The organism is Winogradskyella vincentii (assembly GCF_020166345.1).
Lineage (GTDB): Bacteria > Bacteroidota > Bacteroidia > Flavobacteriales > Flavobacteriaceae > Winogradskyella > Winogradskyella vincentii.
Genome location: NZ_JAIUJS010000009.1, coordinates 85,448 through 104,155 on the forward strand (window position 1 = coordinate 85,448; position 18,708 = coordinate 104,155).

20 protein-coding genes are annotated in these 18,708 nt (G+C 31.9%); 2 read left to right on the top strand and 18 right to left on the bottom strand.

The annotated features are described in order from the left end of the window. Nucleotides 1-43: 43 nt before the first annotated feature. Nucleotides 44-1,258, top strand: coding sequence for a peroxiredoxin family protein (locus tag LBV24_RS13615; RefSeq protein ID WP_224479211.1), 1,215 nt, complete (start codon nt 44-46; stop codon nt 1,256-1,258). Between the two features lie 54 nt (nt 1,259-1,312). Here LBV24_RS13615 and LBV24_RS13620 read toward each other — a convergent pair whose 3' ends face one another. The 3 genes from LBV24_RS13620 to LBV24_RS13630 form a co-directional block, all read right to left on the bottom strand. Further along, on the bottom strand, nt 1,313-2,071 hold the full coding sequence (locus LBV24_RS13620) for a DUF6090 family protein (RefSeq protein ID WP_224479212.1): 759 nt from the start codon (nt 2,069-2,071) through the stop codon (nt 1,313-1,315). Between the two features lie 172 nt (nt 2,072-2,243). After that, the gene (locus tag LBV24_RS13625) at nt 2,244-2,585 is read right to left on the bottom strand and encodes a hypothetical protein (protein WP_224479213.1); all 342 of its coding nucleotides are present in this window, start codon (nt 2,583-2,585) and stop codon (nt 2,244-2,246) included. Between the two features lie 117 nt (nt 2,586-2,702). Next, entirely contained in the window at nt 2,703-3,245 is a 543-nt protein-coding gene (locus tag LBV24_RS13630) for a TPM domain-containing protein (protein ID WP_224479214.1), read from the bottom strand. 258 nt (nt 3,246-3,503) lie between these two features. Here LBV24_RS13630 and LBV24_RS13635 point away from each other — a divergent pair, with 258 nt between their 5' ends. Beyond that, the gene (locus LBV24_RS13635) at nt 3,504-4,022 is read left to right on the top strand and encodes a hypothetical protein (protein WP_224479215.1); all 519 of its coding nucleotides are present in this window, start codon (nt 3,504-3,506) and stop codon (nt 4,020-4,022) included. 146 nt (nt 4,023-4,168) lie between these two features. Here LBV24_RS13635 and LBV24_RS13640 read toward each other — a convergent pair whose 3' ends face one another. The 15 genes from LBV24_RS13640 to LBV24_RS13710 form a co-directional block, all read right to left on the bottom strand. Further along, nucleotides 4,169-4,675 (bottom strand): hypothetical protein, encoded by a 507-nt coding sequence (locus LBV24_RS13640; protein WP_224479216.1) that lies wholly within the window; start codon nt 4,673-4,675, stop codon nt 4,169-4,171. A 140-nt stretch (nt 4,676-4,815) separates the two neighbouring features. Beyond that, nucleotides 4,816-5,829 carry a hypothetical protein gene (locus tag LBV24_RS13645; protein ID WP_224479217.1) on the bottom strand — a complete coding sequence of 338 codons (1,014 nt, stop codon included), beginning with the start codon at nt 5,827-5,829 and terminating at the stop codon, nt 4,816-4,818. A 216-nt stretch (nt 5,830-6,045) separates the two neighbouring features. Further along, a complete protein-coding gene (locus tag LBV24_RS13650; RefSeq protein WP_224479218.1) occupies nt 6,046-7,059 on the bottom strand; it encodes a DUF6090 family protein in 1,014 nt (337 codons plus the stop codon). A gap of 171 nt (nt 7,060-7,230) precedes the next feature. After that, nucleotides 7,231-7,959: a DUF6090 family protein gene (locus tag LBV24_RS13655; protein WP_224479219.1), complete on the bottom strand. Its 729-nt coding sequence runs from the start codon at nt 7,957-7,959 to the stop codon at nt 7,231-7,233. A gap of 149 nt (nt 7,960-8,108) precedes the next feature. Further along, nucleotides 8,109-8,870: a DUF6090 family protein gene (locus tag LBV24_RS13660; RefSeq protein ID WP_224479220.1), complete on the bottom strand. Its 762-nt coding sequence runs from the start codon at nt 8,868-8,870 to the stop codon at nt 8,109-8,111. A gap of 132 nt (nt 8,871-9,002) precedes the next feature. Next, a complete protein-coding gene (locus LBV24_RS13665) occupies nt 9,003-9,740 on the bottom strand; it encodes a hypothetical protein (protein WP_224479221.1) in 738 nt (245 codons plus the stop codon). Nucleotides 9,741-9,821: 81 nt separating this feature from the next. Beyond that, the gene (locus LBV24_RS13670) at nt 9,822-10,166 is read right to left on the bottom strand and encodes an MmcQ/YjbR family DNA-binding protein (protein WP_224479222.1); all 345 of its coding nucleotides are present in this window, start codon (nt 10,164-10,166) and stop codon (nt 9,822-9,824) included. 3 nt (nt 10,167-10,169) lie between these two features. Further along, nucleotides 10,170-10,940, bottom strand: coding sequence for a DUF6090 family protein (locus tag LBV24_RS13675; RefSeq protein WP_224479223.1), 771 nt, complete (start codon nt 10,938-10,940; stop codon nt 10,170-10,172). 184 nt (nt 10,941-11,124) lie between these two features. Beyond that, nucleotides 11,125-11,862 (bottom strand): DUF6090 family protein, encoded by a 738-nt coding sequence (locus LBV24_RS13680; RefSeq protein ID WP_224479224.1) that lies wholly within the window; start codon nt 11,860-11,862, stop codon nt 11,125-11,127. Between the two features lie 247 nt (nt 11,863-12,109). After that, entirely contained in the window at nt 12,110-13,288 is a 1,179-nt protein-coding gene (locus LBV24_RS13685) for a DUF6090 family protein (protein ID WP_224479225.1), read from the bottom strand. A gap of 232 nt (nt 13,289-13,520) precedes the next feature. Next, nucleotides 13,521-14,246, bottom strand: a complete 726-nt coding sequence (locus LBV24_RS13690) for a DUF6090 family protein (protein WP_224479226.1) — start codon at nt 14,244-14,246, stop codon at nt 13,521-13,523. 21 nt (nt 14,247-14,267) lie between these two features. Then, nucleotides 14,268-14,999 (bottom strand): DUF6090 family protein, encoded by a 732-nt coding sequence (locus LBV24_RS13695; protein WP_224479227.1) that lies wholly within the window; start codon nt 14,997-14,999, stop codon nt 14,268-14,270. Nucleotides 15,000-15,295: 296 nt separating this feature from the next. Next, a complete protein-coding gene (locus LBV24_RS13700; RefSeq protein WP_224479228.1) occupies nt 15,296-16,762 on the bottom strand; it encodes a vanadium-dependent haloperoxidase in 1,467 nt (488 codons plus the stop codon). A gap of 203 nt (nt 16,763-16,965) precedes the next feature. Continuing rightward, a complete protein-coding gene (locus LBV24_RS13705; protein WP_224479229.1) occupies nt 16,966-17,724 on the bottom strand; it encodes a DUF6090 family protein in 759 nt (252 codons plus the stop codon). 168 nt (nt 17,725-17,892) lie between these two features. Then, complete coding sequence (locus LBV24_RS13710) at nt 17,893-18,600, bottom strand: DUF6090 family protein (protein ID WP_224479230.1); 708 nt, start codon at nt 18,598-18,600, stop codon at nt 17,893-17,895. Between the last annotated feature and the right edge of the window lie 108 nt (nt 18,601-18,708).

Sequence of the window (18,708 nt, forward strand, 5' to 3'; positions counted from 1 at the left end):
AGGTAATTGTTGTTATTTCGAACTTTATACAAAGCCTTTTTAAATGAGAAACATATTAGTACTATTTGTTGTTTTATTTCTTTGTTCATGCAATAATGAAAATAACTCAAAAACTCTAAAAGAGGGTAATTACCGTGTTGTTTTAGACGTACAGGACAATGAGGAATTACCTTTTAATATTGAAGTAACGAGTGCAAATACATTGAAAATATTTAATGCCGAAGAAGTCATAGAAGTAGATGAGATAGAATACCGCAATGATTCTATATTTATCATGGCTCCTGTATTTGAAGGCTATTTTGCTGGTGTTTTTGAGGGTGATAATATAAAAGGAAACTTTATTAAAGAAAGTCTTGATAGAGTAGTGCCATTTAAGGCCCAATTTAGTAACGATAAGAGATTTGTTACCAAAGATGAAGCTTTGGAAAATGTTACTGGTACTTGGGAAACAGTATTTAGCCAAGGCATTACAGGTGATGAATATATTGCCAAGGGTGTTTTTAAGCAAGAAGGCGAAACTGTAACAGGAACCTTTAGAACAACTACAGGTGATTATCGTTATCTCCAAGGCGTTATGGATGGTAACACAATGAAGCTGTCAACTTTTGATGGTGCTCATGCCTTTTTGTTTACGGCAAAAGTTACGGATTCTATAATGGAAGGGACATTCTATTCTGGTAACCATTGGAAAGAACCCTTCGTTGCAAAACGCAATGCTAATTACGAATTACCAAGCGCCAATGATCTTACCTATTTAAAAGAGGGTTATGATAGCATGGAATTTTCATTTCCTGATGCTACGGGAAATATTGTAAGTCTTAAAGACGAAAGTTTTAAGGACAAGGTAGTTATAGTTCAAATCATGGGAACATGGTGCCCAAATTGTTTGGATGAAAGTAAATACTATACAGATTTCTACAACAAAAACAAGGATAAAGGTATTGAGATTGTTGCGTTGGCATTTGAATATGCAAAAACCAAAAAGATTGCATTTAATAGAATTAAGCGATTGAAATCTAGGATAGGAATCGATTACCCAATTCTGTTGGCACAATATGGTACTTCTGACAAAAAGAAGGCGCAGGAAAAATTACCAATGCTCAACCATGTTTTATCCTACCCAACATCAATATTTATTGATAAAACTGGTAAAGTCCGTAAAATACATACGGGTTTTAACGGTCCGGCAACAGGCGAAAAGTATACAGAATTTAAGACGGAGTTTGAAGGGTTTGTTGAGGAGCTCATATCAGAGTAGATTGAGACTTAGTTGCTTCTGCTAGAATGAATTATAGCTATTGTTGTGCTTTCGTTATTTTTTAATTTTTATTTTCGGGTAATTCTCTTCTATATAGTTAATTAATTGTTGAGCTTCTGTGGATAATTCTCCAAAAAATTTAATGTTGTAGCGACAAGTTTTCAAAATTGATAATAAGTGCTCATATACCTCTTCATTGTTTAAGTATTCAGTTATGAATGCTGTCGACAATTTATTGTTTTTTATTTCATATTTAAAGTCTTCCATATTTCCAATTGGGAATGAAATTTTTCTTAAATCCATCCTAATTTGCAGAGGGTACTCTTTAAAGTTAGAAATACGAATGTCAAAATTTTTATAGAATCTATCTAATAAGTTAGAAAGAGAATCATTTTTCAGTAAACCAGGTTGTCCATTACTTCTTAATTTATCAAATGTATTTATGTCTCGCTGTACAATAAATAATCGTGCTGGTGCCCAATGATTTTCAGTGAACTGGACAGTATCTTTTATTACTTTATCTTTTGATTCAAAAAAAGACAAGACATTTTCGGTACCATTAGCTTGAGTTCTTAAGCCAATCAGTATTTCTTCAATATTGGACACTTCATTTTTTAAATCTGTATATATTTCGCCAATATATTCTTTTCCCATGTTTTCAATTTTCCTCTCTTCATTCCAATTATTTATTTGAAGTGCAATTAAAATCCCAATCACTACAAGAACAATTTCTCCAATTGCGTAGATCAAATACTTACTGAATTTGTTTTCGGAGAGAAGATTTTGTCTAATTTTTCTAAAGAATTTTATCATTGGTTAGTGTTTGGTTATGATGTAGCACAACGGTTTTGCATATGATAATTAGCGAACTTTATACTCTTTTTTTTAAGCTTAAAGTAACCTTAAATTTATTAATGTCTTTTCTCTTTAAGTGATTAAACAGCTATTTTTATATACTTTGTTGTAAGTAGTTTATCTTTTAATTTCATTTTATATTTTCTATCTCTAAAATCTTAATGTCTGCTTTTAGGCAATTATCGGGTGCGCTTTGAACAATAAATGTTTTATCATTAGCTTTCAAAAAAGGAAGTTTTTCATTTCGGTAGTCATTACCCATTTGATAATCTAAAGTATCTACAAGTAATAAATTATCTGAACTGTCTAAAAATCTGATTTCTAAAGTTATTTTACTAATATCTTTATTGCTATTATTTACAACATCAAATCGAGCAATTTTGTTTTTAATTTCTATAAATTCTGCTTCGATATTATTATTTGCACAAGAAGTCACTAAAAGGGTTGAAATTAACATTAAAATATTTTTCATATACTTTGTTTTATTACTCTAATTACTTAAAAGGTCTCGTAGAACCGTCAATTACGGGTTTGTATGCGTTAACATTCGGTTTGGTAAAGGAAAAGATAATTCAGTTATACATTATTGTTATTCCCATTGTTCTATTAATTCTGCTACTCCATTTTTAATTCCGTCATAAAAGTTACCCTTCTTAAATTCTGGAATTATAGTCTGGTCAATTACTTTTTTACATATGTCGTCTGTTAATATCTGTTCGGTTCCAGTTCCTGTTGCAATTCCGATTTGTCTACAAGGATTGCACACAACAATTGTGAGTCCGTTATTTATTTTAGCATCTCCAACTCCCCAATAATTGCTTAAATCAGTTGCATATTTTTTGATGTCCGAATAAGGTGAAATACTATCAATTGTCACAACAACTATTTGTCGAGTAGTTTCCATGTTGTAGTCATGAATAATATCCGATAGTTCGTTCCTTTGTGAAGGACTGAAAATACTATCATAATCATTTATTATTTGACCTTTTATTTTTGTTTCTCTGTATTTGTCAACTGTTGAGAAATCAAATTCAGGTGTCGGCTTTTTTGTTTCAGTTTCTTGAGCAGTTCCTTTGCAAGAAAGCACATTTAGTGTTAGAAATAGGATTAATATTTTAGTTCCGATTTTCATTTTTCGTATTATGGACAACTTGATCGTGCATGGTTTCCATGCGATTTTACTAAGATAATAAATAGAGTCGAACTCATTGTTGAGTAGTTTGTAAAATTACCATTGGAATATTAGCTAATACAACTGGTTTTAGCAATTACCTAGCAATAAATTATATAAGTTGTTGCGCACTGATTTTGATAAGTAATATTTCAAAAAAAGCTTGCACATAGTATCTATTTCTTTTTTAGTAAATAATAAGCATTAAAATCTAATTAAATGAAAGAATCATCAATTTTATTGACATTTACTCAAGTTACAGTAGCATTTGTAGGATTTGCTGCTATAGTAGCAACATTTCGGTTTAAAGATGAATATTCAATAAAGAAAAATGATACAAATGATTTACAACTAATCGTAAATACTGGATTGATGGGAGCTTTTTTTTCCGTGCTCCCTTTGGTATTTTCAAGTTTTGGGTTAAAAGATTCTTCTGTTTGGGCTTATTGTAGTGGAATAATGAGTATAAACTATTTAGGTTTTATTTTCTATTTATCTAGAAAAGTTAGATTATCTAAATTTCGAAAGAAAAAGTCTAAAATGATCGTAATTATTTATTTTACAATTGGTTTTCTAATATTAATTCTTAATTTTTTGAATGCTTTTAATATTGTATTTCATCGTGAGTTCGGACCATTTTTTATTTCCTTAATTTATCCACTATGTTTGGTTGGTTATATGTTTACACGGATACTCTTTCTGCCAATATGGAGAAATTTAAAAAAGCAACAATCTTAATAATATATGATTAGGTTTCTTTAATTACTGCCGATTGTCTCGTATAACCATCAGTTACGGTTTAAATTAGCCTTATTTTAGATTTTGGTACAGGCGCTTAAGCAATTACAGGGTAATGAACTATACACGTTGTTAGCATCTGACCTCTAATCAGTGTCCTTATGATAAACACCATCAGAAACAATATCTTTAGATTTTAGAAGATCATCGATATAATCTCTATATTCTTCAAAGAATATAGATTTTCGTGCATCCCAATAAAGTTTAAATCCAGGTTGGTCTTTCACACCATAGACAACTTGATTTAAAGATTTTGGAATTCTTTCATCAAGTGTACCTTCCAGAGAAAGATAAAAGCTATTTTGAAAAGTTAGAAATAGAGCATGAAAACTATAAATGTGTTGTATTCGTTCTTCTTTGGTCATAGATTCTGGATTTTTAAGAAATCTATAAAAAGATTGGCTAGCCTCTGCATCTGAGCCCATTGTAACGTACCAATTTGTCATTGTATCAATTGTAGCAGTTGCCGTAGCTGATCTTGTAGCAACTGTGTTTTCTTTTAATTGTATGCCAACAAAAACCAAAGAGATTAAGATTCCTAATCCTCCTAGTATCTCTATCAAGAGTGCAATTTTTTTAAGTTTAACTTTCATATGCTTTTGCTTTTTTGATGCTAACGGTCTCGGCTATTATTCCGCAAAAAAATTAGTCGTTGAATTATACTTTTATTTTGGTGTGGCACAAAACCACAATGAAATATACGCGTTGTTTTGCTTTCGTTATTTTAATTGAATTATTTTTTAAATTCTAGGCCTTCACTACTTTTAATAACATTAAAACTTCCTTTTTTTAGAATCGTATAAAACTCTCGGGACCTACTCATTATCTTAACATACCCTTTTGTTTGATAAATAAAAAAAAGTTCCTTTAATTTTGAATCTTGATTTGAGCTCCAAAAAAGTCTATTATTTTTTACAATAAATCTGACTTTGAGATTAGGCAGTTCATCGCATCCCCATTCACCTGACAATAAATGGATAACATCATCATTAAATTTAAACGATTCATCTATCACAGGTTTATCTAGAAGCTGAGCAATTTCCTGATAACATTCAATAGCACGAACTCTATAATCAACGGCTGCTTGCAAATGATCAAAACCTAAAATTCTGTAAGTTTTAACCGTGTTTTTATATTTATAACTATTAAGCATGAAATTTATAGCATCGTGATTTTGACTATCTGGGATGTCCATAGAATACCATTCATAATTATCATTTAGATGCATTAAATTTTTATTTACGAAATCAATTGTTTTCTCATTACCATTTTCAACGCCTTTTTTTCTATATGTATAAAGTGAGTTTAGCTGATTAGTAACATCTCTAAATTTTAGCGGTATGGCATCTGAATAATTTAGTAAATTATCATATGAAAAGTTCGTTAGTGTAATAAACCAACGGTTTAATGTAAGGTAATATAGCTTTCCACTAAATTGCGAATTTGCATAGTCATTGTAGGTTAATCGATTTTTCAGTACAAGATTGGTAAGCGTATCTTGTACTTCGTAAAATCTCATAAGGTTAGTGGTTTGTTTAATATCTGCAGATAATTCTACGAGGATTTCTGCAAAAATATTCTCTACTTTTTCCTCCACTTGTTTTTGTGCATTCCAATTATTTATCTGCAATGCAATCAAAATTCCAATTACAACAAGAACAATTTCTCCAATTGCATATTTAAAATACTTACCTGTTTTGTTTTCTGTGAGTAATTGCTTTCGTATGTTTCTAAAGAATTTTATCATTGGTTATTGGTTGGTTATAATGAAGCACAAGGGTTATGTGTATGGCTCATTGCGATTGAACTAAGATAGCAAATAGGAGCGAACCCAATGTTTAGAAGCGAAGAAATTCCACTTAGGACACGAGCACAAAGTGCGAACTGGGACAAGCAATTTCAGCTGTAATGAATTATAGCCGTTGTTGTGCCTGCAGGCGGTAGGCAGGCTTTTGTTTTTTTATTAGTTATTAACCTTAAGAAATTCAACTTTATCATAATCAAGAAATTGAAATAAAAGCTTAGTTGTTGAGTCCTCATCAGTAATGAAATTTATCTTTGCATCCCAAGTAATTATATGAAAAAGAGAGTCATTGATTTCTACGAGTTCCCATTTACCATTTTTTGTATGCAGATAAAGAGACCCTTCTGAATAACTAACCTCATCTATATACTTGTTTTCTTCATGAGTATAACTGCCAATGTATTTACTGTATCTATTTTTTTCGGGCTCGAAGTTACCTAAAACCTTATTTAAAGATTTAAGTAATTCCTTTTGGCTTGTTAGGCGTATTTGTTCCCACCTCACTTTTTCCATTAAATAGGATAAAAAGACTTCGTTCTCATAAAGATGCTTAATGGCTATTTCTTTTTCTTTCGTTGAGTATTCCTTTTTAAGATTAAGACTAACCCTCGTGGCAAAATCACTCAAAGTGGGTAAAAAGTCTTTTGTATTGGACATCATTAAATTATAAAGATTATCAGATTTAGTTTCATCTTCATAACCAGCTTTATATTGCGAAGAGAAGTCTGCTAAATCATTGAGCAATTGCTTGTTTTTTATGATTGAAGTCTTACCAGATCCAATGAGCGCATCGTAACTTCCCAAAACAGCTTCCTCTCTAAAGTGTGAAAAGGCTCCGCGATATAGTTTATCTATTATTCTTTTAGGTTTTATGGTATCATCTTTAGTTTGTATAGCATTAATTAAATCTCGACAATTCAATATTACCCTATTTTGATTATTTATAGTTTCAATGAAATTTAATCTTGATGCTTCAAAATCTTCTCTTATGTCTGAAAGAATTATGGCTTCCTCGGCTTTCTCCTTTCTTAATTCATTACTATTGTTAATCTGCAAAGCAATCAAAATCCCAATAACTACAAGTACAATTTCGCCAATGGCATATTTAAAATACTTTGCTGTTTTGTTTTCCATAAGTAAAGATTTTCTAATATGTCTAAAGAATTTTATCATTGGTTAGCGGTTTGTCATAATGAAGTACAACGGTCTCGGCTATGATTTCGATGTGTTGAAATTTCCGCGAAATTTTCGAGCGTAGAAATCCAGCCATATAAAGTTAAACTAATTCTCAGAAGTAGGCGAGTGCAAGCAATTACTTATAGCCATTGTTGTGCTTTCGTTATTTTATTCTAATTCTGAATTTATCAATTTGATGAGATCTTCAGCCTTTTCTTTAAATTTTCGATATTGTTTGTTTTGGTTAGTAGTGAGGTCTTTCTTAAGATAAATCGCGGTTGCTAGTTCAAATTCCTCACTAAATTTTTGAGCAATAATATTAGGTGAAGCTGGATTTTGATTAAAGTTCTTGTAGACCTTGAAGAGATCTTTAGTTAAAAAATTATGCTGATAAAGTTGAATACTCTTTTCAAAGTTATTTTCATTTACATCGTTAGCAGTGTAATATGAAAATAATTGGTCTTTTAATGTTTTTGAAGTTATCAAATGACTGCTGTTAGAGGATTCAAACTGCCTAATAGTCGTTTTTTCTGGAACGTAATACGTTTCACCCATCAAACTATTTACCCAACTAAAAAAGCTATTATTTTCTTTTTCTGAAAGCACATCTTTTTGAGATGCTATAATAATGGAATCGGCGTTTTTTATAAATTTCTCATTTCTTAATATTTTTTCCTCTAGGGTATTTATATCTGCTTCAAGATCTCTTTTAAAGTCCTCTAAATAGATTCTTGCTATTTTGCCATTATTATACTCTTGGTTTTTGTTATTTATCCACAGTGCAATTAAGATGCCTATGACAACAAGTATTACTTCTCCAATGGCATATTTTAAATACTTGCCTGTTTTATTTTTTTCCATAAGGTCGTAGCGTATTTTTCGGAAGAATTTTATCATTAACGGTTGGTTTCTTTAAAGATATAATTTTTTTAATGACGTATAGAAGCAATAAGCTATACACGTTGTTGGGCTTTCGTTATTGTTTCAGTCACTTAGATATATTCTTAGCCAATTTTTGTGATCGAATGTACCTTAAGAATTTATCATCATTTCCTATTAGTTTCTTGGTCTATTAAGGTTATAATTTCGTCAATAGTATCAGATAATGCCAAATAGCGTCTATTTAGAGCTCTATACTGGACAAATTTAACTCTAAGCATATGTACTAATTGATCATCTGCACGTCTCAGAACGTGAAAATGAGCTGGAGTGCCGTTATTAGTATTATGGACTTCATATAGATCCACACAATTTTCGCATCTGCTGACATAATCAGAATTAGCATCTAAATACGGCATTAAAACTTCGGTATTAAGTGTTTCTAAACGTGCTTCTGACCATGCCACTCTATTAAGTTGTAACTGATAAAAGTCTGTAATTTTTTTTCTCAATTTCTCATTAGAAATTATTGTAATTCCTTCTGATCGTATTGCTTCGTGCGCACTTAATTTAGGAAATAGAATAGTGGTTTGAAAAAACGATCCGGGTAATTTGAAAGGATCGGTATCCGAAATTTGGTCTGTTATAATGGCTTTATACAGGGCGTTGGTAACTTCTAGTAACCGTGGTATTTTTTCGATATCTGTTAGTAGATCATTCTTGGTCTCTACAAGATCATCTTTTAATTCAATTAAAAGTTTGAGTTCTTTGTTTTCAGCTTTTCTTTTTTCATTCCAGTTGTTTATTTGCAAAGCGATTAAAATTCCAATAACAACAAGAACAATTTCGCCAATGGCATATTTAAAATACTTGCCTGTTTTATTTTCACTCATAAGATTATAGCGGATTTTTCGGAAAAATTTTATCATGGATTTATGGTTGGTTATAATGAAGGCTAACGTATTTAAGGTATGCACTTTAGCTCGGGAAAGGCATACATTCTCTGATGCCAGTGCGTGGGATTTGTGGGCTATAGTGTATTACCTGTTGTTAGCCTTTTGCTATTCTTTCATATTCTCATTGATAAGGTCAATAATAATATCAGCGTCTACTATTAATTCACTAAGCCTTTTGATGGTCCCTTTCTCTCCAAAAGTTCTCCAACTAAGATAGCCATGAAGTTTAGTAAATATTTCTGGCCGCTTATTATCAACATTTAAATAGTTGGCAAATTCTGGTTGATGCTCCAACGCAAATTGCAGAAAAACGCCTCTCATAAATGCACTTTGATAAATATCATTTGCATCATCATTATTGGTTTTCGATAAACTCAACAAATTAGCCTTACTACCGTTATAATTGGTTAATTTATCTCGCAGGTTTGATTCTAATAGGCTCATATCTCCTGTATTTATTAGTGATTTAATAGTACTTGTCTTGAATTCTAAATTCCTAGTAAAAAGATTATTTTTCCAAACGTTATTAAAAGATTCATTGGAGCTGATATAAGGTTGTTTTAAAGATTCTATATAATTTTTGTGTTTTGTAATGGATGAGTCTAAAGTAGAAATCATAAGTTGGGCGTAATTCTTATCCGATTCCAGATCTATTAAAAGTTGTTTATAATAGTTTTGTTTTACATATTCTGATTTTCTATTCTCATTCCAATTATTGACCTGTAGGGCCAATAGTATTCCGACCATCACGAGCACAATTTCACCAATGGCATATTTTAAATACTTACCTGTTTTGTTTTCCATAAGCAAGTTTTGACGAATTTTTCGGAAGAATTTTATCATTAACGGTTGGTTTCTTTAAAGATATAATTTTTGAATGACGTATAGAAGCAATAAGCTATACACGTGGTTGGCGGTTCGTTTTTAACTTTTGCGCTCTTTTATTAGCTCAGATAGTTTTTTTGGTGCAACCTCACAATATCCTGCTGTCAAAACTTTTTTAAGCAAATCCGGATTTACTTTACTTAATTCTATGAAAGTCCAACCTTGTTTTCCCCACTTATTATTCACAGGATATATACTTGAACTTAAAGATGAGAAATTATCCTGGTCATTTTCCGATAGTTTCACCGTTACTCTATTGTGTTTCTCGTCATAGGTTGCAAATATTTTCTTTTTTACCCGAAATGATATTTTTTCAAAATGGGGTTCGATTGTAATTTCAGGAAAGTTTAGAGTTATTTTTTCAAATGTTCCGAAAGTAACCATTAGTTATTTATTTTCTAATTCTTCTTCAATCAGGCTTATCAAACTTATTATGTCTTTCTCAAAATTTAGATACATTTTATCGAGTTTAATTGATGTCCCGAGATGAACTAATAATATATTCTGAAATGTTCTTGATTTCAATAATGGCTTATTACTTTCTGAAATTGAATAGTTTTTTATCTTAAAATAATTTGAAGCATATGTTTGGTCAAATACTGTACGCCTATTGCCATTGGTTTCAATAAAGTTATGTACTCTTGTCAATTTTGCTGCTACATATTTCTCTTGCTCTTTCAATCCATGAATTTTTCCATCCCATGATGATAACAGTCCTCGAATACTATCGTTTTCAATGTCCTTTAAACTCCCAGATGAAATTAGTTCGGAGAGAGCCCCATTTTCAAAATCAACGGCAAATGCTTTTGAAAATGCATAAGACATTAGTTTAGATAAATCAGTCTCATTTATACTATCTATTTTTTTGTTATCAGGCATCAAATCTAGCAATGTCCGATCACATTCAATTACAGATGTGAGTGTTTTATGATCTGCTTTTAATGTTTTAAGATTATTGGTCATTTCTCGCTTAATTAAGGCCAAATAATTTTCTTGTTTTATATGAGTTCTTTTTTCTTCATTAAGATTGTTCAGTTGTAACGCAATGAGAATACCTAAAACAACAAGCACTATTTCACCAATGGCATAAATCAAATACTTACTAAACTTATTTTCAGAGAGCAGTTTTTGTCTAATTTTTCGAAAGAATTTTATCATTGCTTAGTTTTGGTTATAATGAAGTACAATGGTTTTGTGAATGACTCGTTGCGGTTTTTTTTCCGTTATGTTCCGCAACGAAATAAAGATAGCAAATTGCAATGACACGAGCCACTTATGTGGCGAACTGGCGTAAGCAATTCAGCCACAATGAGCTTTACATGTTGTTGTACTTTCGTTATTACTACTCAAACTGTGTCAATTCATCAGCAATAGAACCAAGCAAATTGTCGGCTTTCTCTTTGGCTCCATTTAATGGACGTTTCATATACCAGTGGAGATAGTTTTGTTGCGTTTTTAAGTAATATAGGTATTCCTTGTCCTTTTTCAATGCTTCAAAGTCATTTGGGACCATACTGATTTTTTCCTCATCTGGGATTGCCCCAAATCCTGTAAAGCGGGTGTTAAATATATTTCTTACACCATCTTCAATATAATTTGTGTAACGTTCAATAGATGTATCAAACTCTCCATTGGCGTACGAGTAATAGGCTATAATTTCTTTTTTCAAAGAGTCATTCGAAATGGTATTCAAATCAGATGACGTTATGGTGGCGAAAATTTCCTGATCAATCTTAGGCCAAAATATCGCAGTTGACATGGCAAAACTCAACGAATCATTATACGATAAATCTTTTTCTATATAAAGATTGATTCTATCATTGGATTTTTCAACTGCAGAAAAGAAATTGATATAAAAATTTATTCTTAAGGTATCAGCTTCAATACTTGTTTTGACATTTTGTAATAGCTTAATTTCTGCTCCTCTCAGTTTTCGGTTCTCGTTCCAGTTGTTTATTTGTAAGGCAATCAAAATCCCAATTACAACAAGAAAAATCTCGCCTATGGCATATTTAAAATACTTTCCAGTTTTGTTTTCCATAAGTAAAGATTTTCTAATATGTCTAAAGAATTTTATCATTGGTTATTGGTTTGTCATAGTTTCTGATCCGTAGCTTCAGCGCAGGAGTAATGAAATATAACGGTTTTGTGGATGGTTTCGTTGCATGTTTCAGCAACTAATTTAGCAAATACAAACCGAATAGAAAATCCGCGAGACACGAGCACGAAGTGCTAACTTTGCGTAAGCAAATTTTAAGAGGTAGGCGAGGACAAGCAATTACTTATACACGTTGTTAGCCTTTTGTTTTTATAGAATTTAAGATTGACTATTTTATTTTTTTGAATTCATAAGTACCACCCCATCCCTTAAAAGTTAAGCCATCTACTTGATTTTCATTATTTCGACCAAACAAAAGCGATGCTGTGTCGGAATCATCATTAAATAAAAATGATCTGGAATATTTAAATTCATCAGGTGCCACCAGGTAGTATGATGTACGGTTTCCCAATGGAAGAGTATGCGCCACTAAATGATTGTTGTGAATATATATCATATTTAACTGGATGCTCTCCGCAGGCAAATAAGCACTTTTTGACTTTTTTACAAATTGATATTTGCCTTCGTACGCTTTCAATTCTTCATCCGAAATGGGCATCTTGTTTTCAGGTGAAGATGGAATAAATGCCCCTTTCTTAAGAACAGAAGTAGACTCATCCTTAGAATTCGATTCTATTTGTATTCCTAGATATTCTTTGGTGTCCTTTATTAATTGCCTTGCTTGTTTGATTAAACTTTGCCTTTTTGTTGCACTACTCTTTACCAGAGTTTTCATTGCCGATAGGTTATAGACAAACTCTTTTACTTCATCGTCATTGCCGTCTTTGTTAAAAAAGGAATTATGCGTCTCATTCAATGCACCATTCCATTGTGGTGGATTCATAGCTTCTAATCTGGCACTCATATCTATATTTGTACCAAAAGCTTTTCTTTTATAAAGCTGAAAATCAAGCATATTCGTATTTGCTGCATCAATCATTTTTTTACAAGTATTATAATATTGCTGAATGCCATGTTTTAGAGCGTCCGATTGTATTAAATTAATCTTACCGGAAGACATCATATCATCGAAGAGTACCCGATTTCCATCAAATCTTAGAACCTCCCAGGTAGCCCATATGGCCTGGCCCATTAAGGTTCCATCTGACCTAATGTTTTCATCCACCAAGGCCTTTTGTAGAAGCGTATAGTTGTTTAGTCTAAGCGTGTCTCTTTCGAGAAGGCTATTTAATTCAGATATATCGTCATTGATGTTCTCAAGGATGCCCTTAAGGTATTTTTCTTCTTGAAGCTTATTCTTTCTATTTTCATTAAGGTTGTTTATTTGTAAGGCTAGAAGTATACCTATTACTACCAAAAATATCTCGCCGATAGCGTATTTAAAATACTTTCTAGTTTCCCCTTCTGAAAGTAATCTCTGGCGTATTTTTCTAAAAAATTTTATCATTGGTATTTGTTTTCTCTAATGAAGGCTAACGGTTTTGTGTACGGACTCATTGCGGTTTTTTTTCCGTTATGACCCGCAACGAAATAAAGATAGCAAATTGCATGGAATTCGCCAGTGGTGAATTCCACCTCAATGAGCTATACACATTGTTGTGCTTGCCTGCGGTAGGCAGTCTTTCGTTATTTATATATTAATAAATTCTTTATATCTAACCGGTTATGTTTCCGTCATTTTAATAGTTATTCTTAATTTCTCTACGAATAACATTTTGCAGAATGGAATTCTGCTGCAAAGCAAGGTAAATGAAATAAGCAACTTCTTTTGTTTTTATGTTTGATTCAAATAGCAATTGTTGAAATTGTGGTTCTTTTGATATTTCGATAAGCAATGTTTTATTTACAGCTTCGTCATTTTTTCCGAAAGCAGAGGACAAATTATGAGCTTCTTTTTTACGCAAATAACCTCGTATTTGATTTCCAACTATTTCTTTTAGTTGGTCTAAAGACTCATCAATGTTATCTACACTTATAAAGTATTTAATAATTTCCTGTCGTACTTTAGTATTCTTTATTTTATCTGCAACAAACGGATCATTCTTTTTTCCAATTGGCGCATATAATATTATGGACCTTATAGCACTTGGATGTTTTATTTCTATGTCAGTTGCTCCAAGTACGCCAATATTGTAAAGCTGGTTATGCAAGCTATCTATAGTTCCCAACCTGCGAAGGTTTTTACTAAATGATAAAGAATCTAACTTCAAGTTTTCAGTTATAGTATTAAGTAAATCCTTCTCTATACTTTTATATTTTCTATTCTCATTCCAATTGTTAATTCCTAGTGCAATTAAAATTCCAATTACAACAAGGATGATTTCACCAATGGCATATTTAAAATACTTTCCAGTTTTGTTTTCTGTGAGTAATTGCTTGCGTATGTGTCTAAAGAATTTTATCATTGGTTAATGGTTATGCTTTCATTACTTATTTAACTCTTCGTTGATTAATTCAGACAAATCTTTTGAGGAATCTAATAATTTATCCATTTCCGCTAATAAATATTTTTCTGTAAAAACTTTTAATTGAAAGGTTCCATTTATCATATTTATAGCGGAAACAATATCTTCTTTTCTGATTAATTGATTAGATAATTTAGAATTAATATTTAAAGCAAAGTTTATTGGTCCAAGACCAATTGCTTTTTGGCTCTCTCTTAAAAAAACCTCATTATTACCAATAGCAACTTTATTAATTTCGTTTTGGGTAGTTCTTAGATCTAAAAGGCCATTTCTAATATTATCTGGCATTAACTTAATATCGCCGGTAGATATTAAGGATTCTAGGGTGTTTGTATTAAAAGTAATGTATTCAAATGTCCAGTCAAGTGAACCAAAAAGAAGCACAAAATCATTAATGTCTTCTGCTTTAGGCAACTTTTCTAAATAACTCTGATATTTTGAAAGACTTGAATCTAAATTTATAATGATTCTATTAATATAAATACTATCCTTTTTTAAGTCTTTTAATACCTGTTGGTAGTAATTATTACGAATTTCAGTTGTTTTTCTTTTTTCATTCCAATTATTAATTTGAAGTGCTATTAAAATCCCAATCACCACAAGTATAATTTCACCAATGGCATATTTCAAATACTTGCCGGTTTTGTTTTTCTCCATAAGGTCGTATCTAATCTTTCTAAAAAACTTTATCATTCATTAATGTTTAAGTTACCAATTGTATTCTCACCAAACCTCTTCAAGAGCTTTGATTTTGTAAAGACAAAATTTAGTTCTAATAGTCTAAAGAACTTTATCATTTAATGTCGGTTGGTTATAATGAAGCACAACGGTTTTGTATAAGATTAGTTGCGTGGGTTAGCGATTAACTTTGCAAGTACACAATAAACTGAAAATCCGTGAGACACGAGTACGAAGTGCGAACTGTGCGTAGCAAATTTTCAGAAGTAGCCGAGAACGGTGCCATTGCTTATAGCCATTGTTGTGTCTCGTTATTTTTCTCCAATGTGTTTTTTATAGAATTTCCAAACCTCATTAGCTACATTTCGACCTAATTCTAGTCCAGCTATATTGTCAGCTTGTATGTGGTATCCACCTAATACTCTTGAGATGCCAGCCATTTCTGCTGTTTCTGTAAAAGTTGGGAATTCCAATGTTACTGTATCTCCCAAATTATCTGGTTCGGTCATCGCGCCTGCAACTAACTCTGCACTAGAGCCAAATTCATCACTACCAGTCCAAATTTTTAAGGCTTCACCGCAGCCACCACTAATGGTACTATGTCCAGAAACATAACTTGGAAAAGGTGGACATAAAAATGTCTCGGGTGAATAAGGTCTCCATTGTTTACCGTCCATTTCAATCATTCCTTTTCCTTCTCCTCCCCATGCTTTTATTTTTTGATTCTCGTAGTATTCGTGAACTAATGCATATGGTCTGGCATAATCGTAAAACATTTTAGAATCCCAAGAGGCAATAAAGGCATCCATAGCTACAACTTGGTTGTAGAAGTACATTTTTACATCTTGGTCTAATGTATGATTATCCCTTCTAGAAACGTCTTGCGCAAACTTTAACCAATGTCCTGCTTGCTGCACGGATTGTGGTCCATCTCGCATAAATTCAACCAATGCTTTTTGGTAATCGGTTAAATTTGCCTGCATTTCAATAACTTCTTGAACCTCTTTCTCCAATTGTTCACTACCTATCATTGGCGGTGGGCCTGGTCTAAACTGGTCACCAGATTTTAATGCAATTGGCTTGACTTTGTCCCAATAAGGTGTTAGGCAACCTGGTGCAAACTTTCCACCTTTGCCGTCCGAGAAATATTTTGGTTGCCAACGATTTGCGTCAACGTTCTTATCGGCTGAATTAACAGGTTTATAGCCTATATAATTGAAGTAAGGTTCTCCGTCCGACCCATCTTCTTCTCCATATTGATTCGCTCCGTCTCCTTTTCGTGCCTCGATAACGGCTTTAGCTGCTAAATTCCCAATTCCTTCTGGTGTTTTTGGATCAAGGCTCTCATTGCTTGGGTCTAATCCCAATTCTCTCATAAAATCTTCAAATAGTTTTTTATCAGAGTAGTAATACTCATTCATTGCTCTGAATGCAGCATAGCTGATGGCTATTTCCTTGTTTTTCAATGATTGCTCATTTTTTGGTCTTCTTTCAACATCATTTAAATAAACAGGAATTGCTTTTTCATCATATCTTGACCAAGCATCAAAAACAGCAACAGAAATTAAGCCTAAATAACGAGAGGTAATTGTTGGTCTTGGTTTGAATCTTTCAGTGTCATTCGCTGTTGCGATTAAGGCCATTTTACCCCATTTATAAGCAATATTTTCAGCTCCTTTGGGTCCAGTTATTTCAACCGAACTTTGTTGTTTTTTTTGGTTATTCTTACACCCAAAAAGGGTCAATGTGATCATTGATAACAGTAATATTCTTTTCATTATTTGTAGGTTGATTTTACTTCATAAATTTAAAATAATTTTTTAAGATTGCGATTTTTCATAATGAGACATACGGTCTAGGCTATGATTTCGTTGTGGAATCATCCGCAGGATTATTCCGCTTAGAAATCAGCCTTTAATTAATACTTTTATTTTGGTGTGGCACAAAGCCACAATGAATTATAGCCATTGTTGTGCTTTCGTTATTTCTTAATATCATCTTCAACCAATACTTTTGTTTTTTCTACAATGTCCAGGATGTCTTTACAAATTGAAGCGATATATCGATTATTTGATGAAGCCAAGACATATGTGTTTCTTAAACTTTTATCTCCTTTTATCATTTCAAGATTCTCCTTTAGCAAAATTGAATCCTGTTTATCAAAATCCGTTTTTCTGCGTGAAGTGAACATAAGTTCATAATCAATAGATTCAATATTCTTTTTATACAGAAATTCGTGATACTCAAATTTTAAATGCTCTTCCATCATTGAAAGTTGTAAATACTTGGCATCTAAATTTAGAAGATGTTGTCTGATGTCATTACTATTAATTAAGGACAACTGACCCGAACTTTTAAGTTCGCTAAATGAGTTGTTATTTGGATGATAAACGCGCCAAATAAATGCTCTAAACTGATTTCTATTGAAAGATATCAAATCGTCTTGCCGGTTCCCATCAATATAATCCCTAATAGTGTCAGACGCGTTAGCTTGTGATTCTTTAAAATTGATCATCCAATTTAAACCTTTGACCTCTTTATTTAGATCCTGAAGAATATTATTTAGATGTACAAGCTCAATTTTTCTTAAATCCTTTTTCTCTCGCGTAATATTTAATTGCAGAGCAATTAAAATTCCAATAACGACAAGAATAATTTCTCCAACTGCATAAATCACATACTTACTGAATTTATTTTCAGAGAGTAAATTTTGCCTAATTTTTCTAAAGAATTTTATCATTGGTTTGCGGTTTCTGTTAATGAAGCACAACGTGTACGTGTATGGTTTGTTGCGGGATCGTCCGCAGGATGATTCTGCTGAGAACCATTTTCAATAAAAGTAAGAATTTTTCCTTTGCTTAACCAGCTAAGCAATTAATTATACACCGTGTTGTGCTTTCGTTATTTTTTAATTATCATGTTGAAATTCGGCAAAAGTAGTTTTAAGTTCCTTTAAGGCTTCGATAGAGTTTACATATTCACGTATATTCTGACTTAAAAGAGTAGTTCGTGTTATGACCATATTTTCAAATATGACATCTTTCCCAAAGTTTTGTGAAGACTTAGACATATCAATAAGTTTTGAGTACGGTAAAAAATATTCCGCAAAAAATCCATTTTTAGCTTCGCGGTCAATTTCCTCAGTACTTTTAATTCTATTGAATGAATGATATGCATTAGATATAGAATTTCGAATTTTTAAATCACTGAATAACTTAAGATCGCCTGAAAATTTTAAGTTTTCGTAAGTTACCATATGCGGTTTAAAGTGATATGACACATAAAGTACATGTGATTTTGATAATAGTTTGGGATTATCATAATCTTTGTTTGTGACTAAATTTCTTAACGAATCAATTTCCCTAAGAATATTATTTGACCAATCTACATGACGATTTAGGGCATCTATGTTACGGTCCACTTCATCATTTATCTGAGTAATATACAAGTCTCGTAGTTTATTATTCTCTTTAATATTGGATTGTTTATTCAATGCTAAGGCGATTAAAATTCCAATAACCACAAGAATTATTTCTCCAATGGCATAAATCAGATACTTGCTGAATTTGTTTTCAGATAGTAGTTTTTGTCTAATTTTTCTAAAGAATTTTATCATTGGTTATTGGTTGGTCATAATGAAGCACAACGCTGCGCTATGTGCAGTTGTCTGTTTTTTTGTGAAGATAATGAAAAATCGTGTTGATGATTTGCAATACTTATCCCA

Bases quoted from the DNA above. Each gene is read 5' to 3' on its own strand.
- LBV24_RS13625 (WP_224479213.1), bottom strand. From the start codon at position 2,585: ATGAAAAATATTTTAATGTTAATTTCAACCCTTTTAGTGACTTCTTGT.
- LBV24_RS13640 (WP_224479216.1), bottom strand. From the start codon at position 4,675: ATGAAAGTTAAACTTAAAAAAATTGCACTCTTGATAGAGATACTAGGA.
- LBV24_RS13630 (WP_224479214.1), bottom strand. From the start codon at position 3,245: ATGAAAATCGGAACTAAAATATTAATCCTATTTCTAACACTAAATGTG.
- LBV24_RS13645 (WP_224479217.1), bottom strand. From the start codon at position 5,829: ATGATAAAATTCTTTAGAAACATACGAAAGCAATTACTCACAGAAAAC.
- LBV24_RS13635 (WP_224479215.1), top strand. From the start codon at position 3,504: ATGAAAGAATCATCAATTTTATTGACATTTACTCAAGTTACAGTAGCA.
- LBV24_RS13675 (WP_224479223.1), bottom strand. From the start codon at position 10,940: ATGATAAAATTCTTTCGAAAAATTAGACAAAAACTGCTCTCTGAAAAT.
- LBV24_RS13710 (WP_224479230.1), bottom strand. From the start codon at position 18,600: ATGATAAAATTCTTTAGAAAAATTAGACAAAAACTACTATCTGAAAAC.
- LBV24_RS13695 (WP_224479227.1), bottom strand. From the start codon at position 14,999: ATGATAAAGTTTTTTAGAAAGATTAGATACGACCTTATGGAGAAAAAC.
- LBV24_RS13685 (WP_224479225.1), bottom strand. From the start codon at position 13,288: ATGATAAAATTTTTTAGAAAAATACGCCAGAGATTACTTTCAGAAGGG.
- LBV24_RS13655 (WP_224479219.1), bottom strand. From the start codon at position 7,959: ATGATAAAATTCTTCCGAAAAATACGCTACGACCTTATGGAAAAAAAT.
- LBV24_RS13700 (WP_224479228.1), bottom strand. From the start codon at position 16,762: ATGAAAAGAATATTACTGTTATCAATGATCACATTGACCCTTTTTGGG.
- LBV24_RS13660 (WP_224479220.1), bottom strand. From the start codon at position 8,870: ATGATAAAATTTTTCCGAAAAATCCGCTATAATCTTATGAGTGAAAAT.
- LBV24_RS13620 (WP_224479212.1), bottom strand. From the start codon at position 2,071: ATGATAAAATTCTTTAGAAAAATTAGACAAAATCTTCTCTCCGAAAAC.
- LBV24_RS13690 (WP_224479226.1), bottom strand. From the start codon at position 14,246: ATGATAAAATTCTTTAGACACATACGCAAGCAATTACTCACAGAAAAC.
- LBV24_RS13615 (WP_224479211.1), top strand. From the start codon at position 44: ATGAGAAACATATTAGTACTATTTGTTGTTTTATTTCTTTGTTCATGC.
- LBV24_RS13665 (WP_224479221.1), bottom strand. From the start codon at position 9,740: ATGATAAAATTCTTCCGAAAAATTCGTCAAAACTTGCTTATGGAAAAC.
- LBV24_RS13705 (WP_224479229.1), bottom strand. From the start codon at position 17,724: ATGATAAAATTCTTTAGAAAAATTAGGCAAAATTTACTCTCTGAAAAT.
- LBV24_RS13650 (WP_224479218.1), bottom strand. From the start codon at position 7,059: ATGATAAAATTCTTTAGACATATTAGAAAATCTTTACTTATGGAAAAC.
- LBV24_RS13670 (WP_224479222.1), bottom strand. From the start codon at position 10,166: ATGGTTACTTTCGGAACATTTGAAAAAATAACTCTAAACTTTCCTGAA.
- LBV24_RS13680 (WP_224479224.1), bottom strand. From the start codon at position 11,862: ATGATAAAATTCTTTAGACATATTAGAAAATCTTTACTTATGGAAAAC.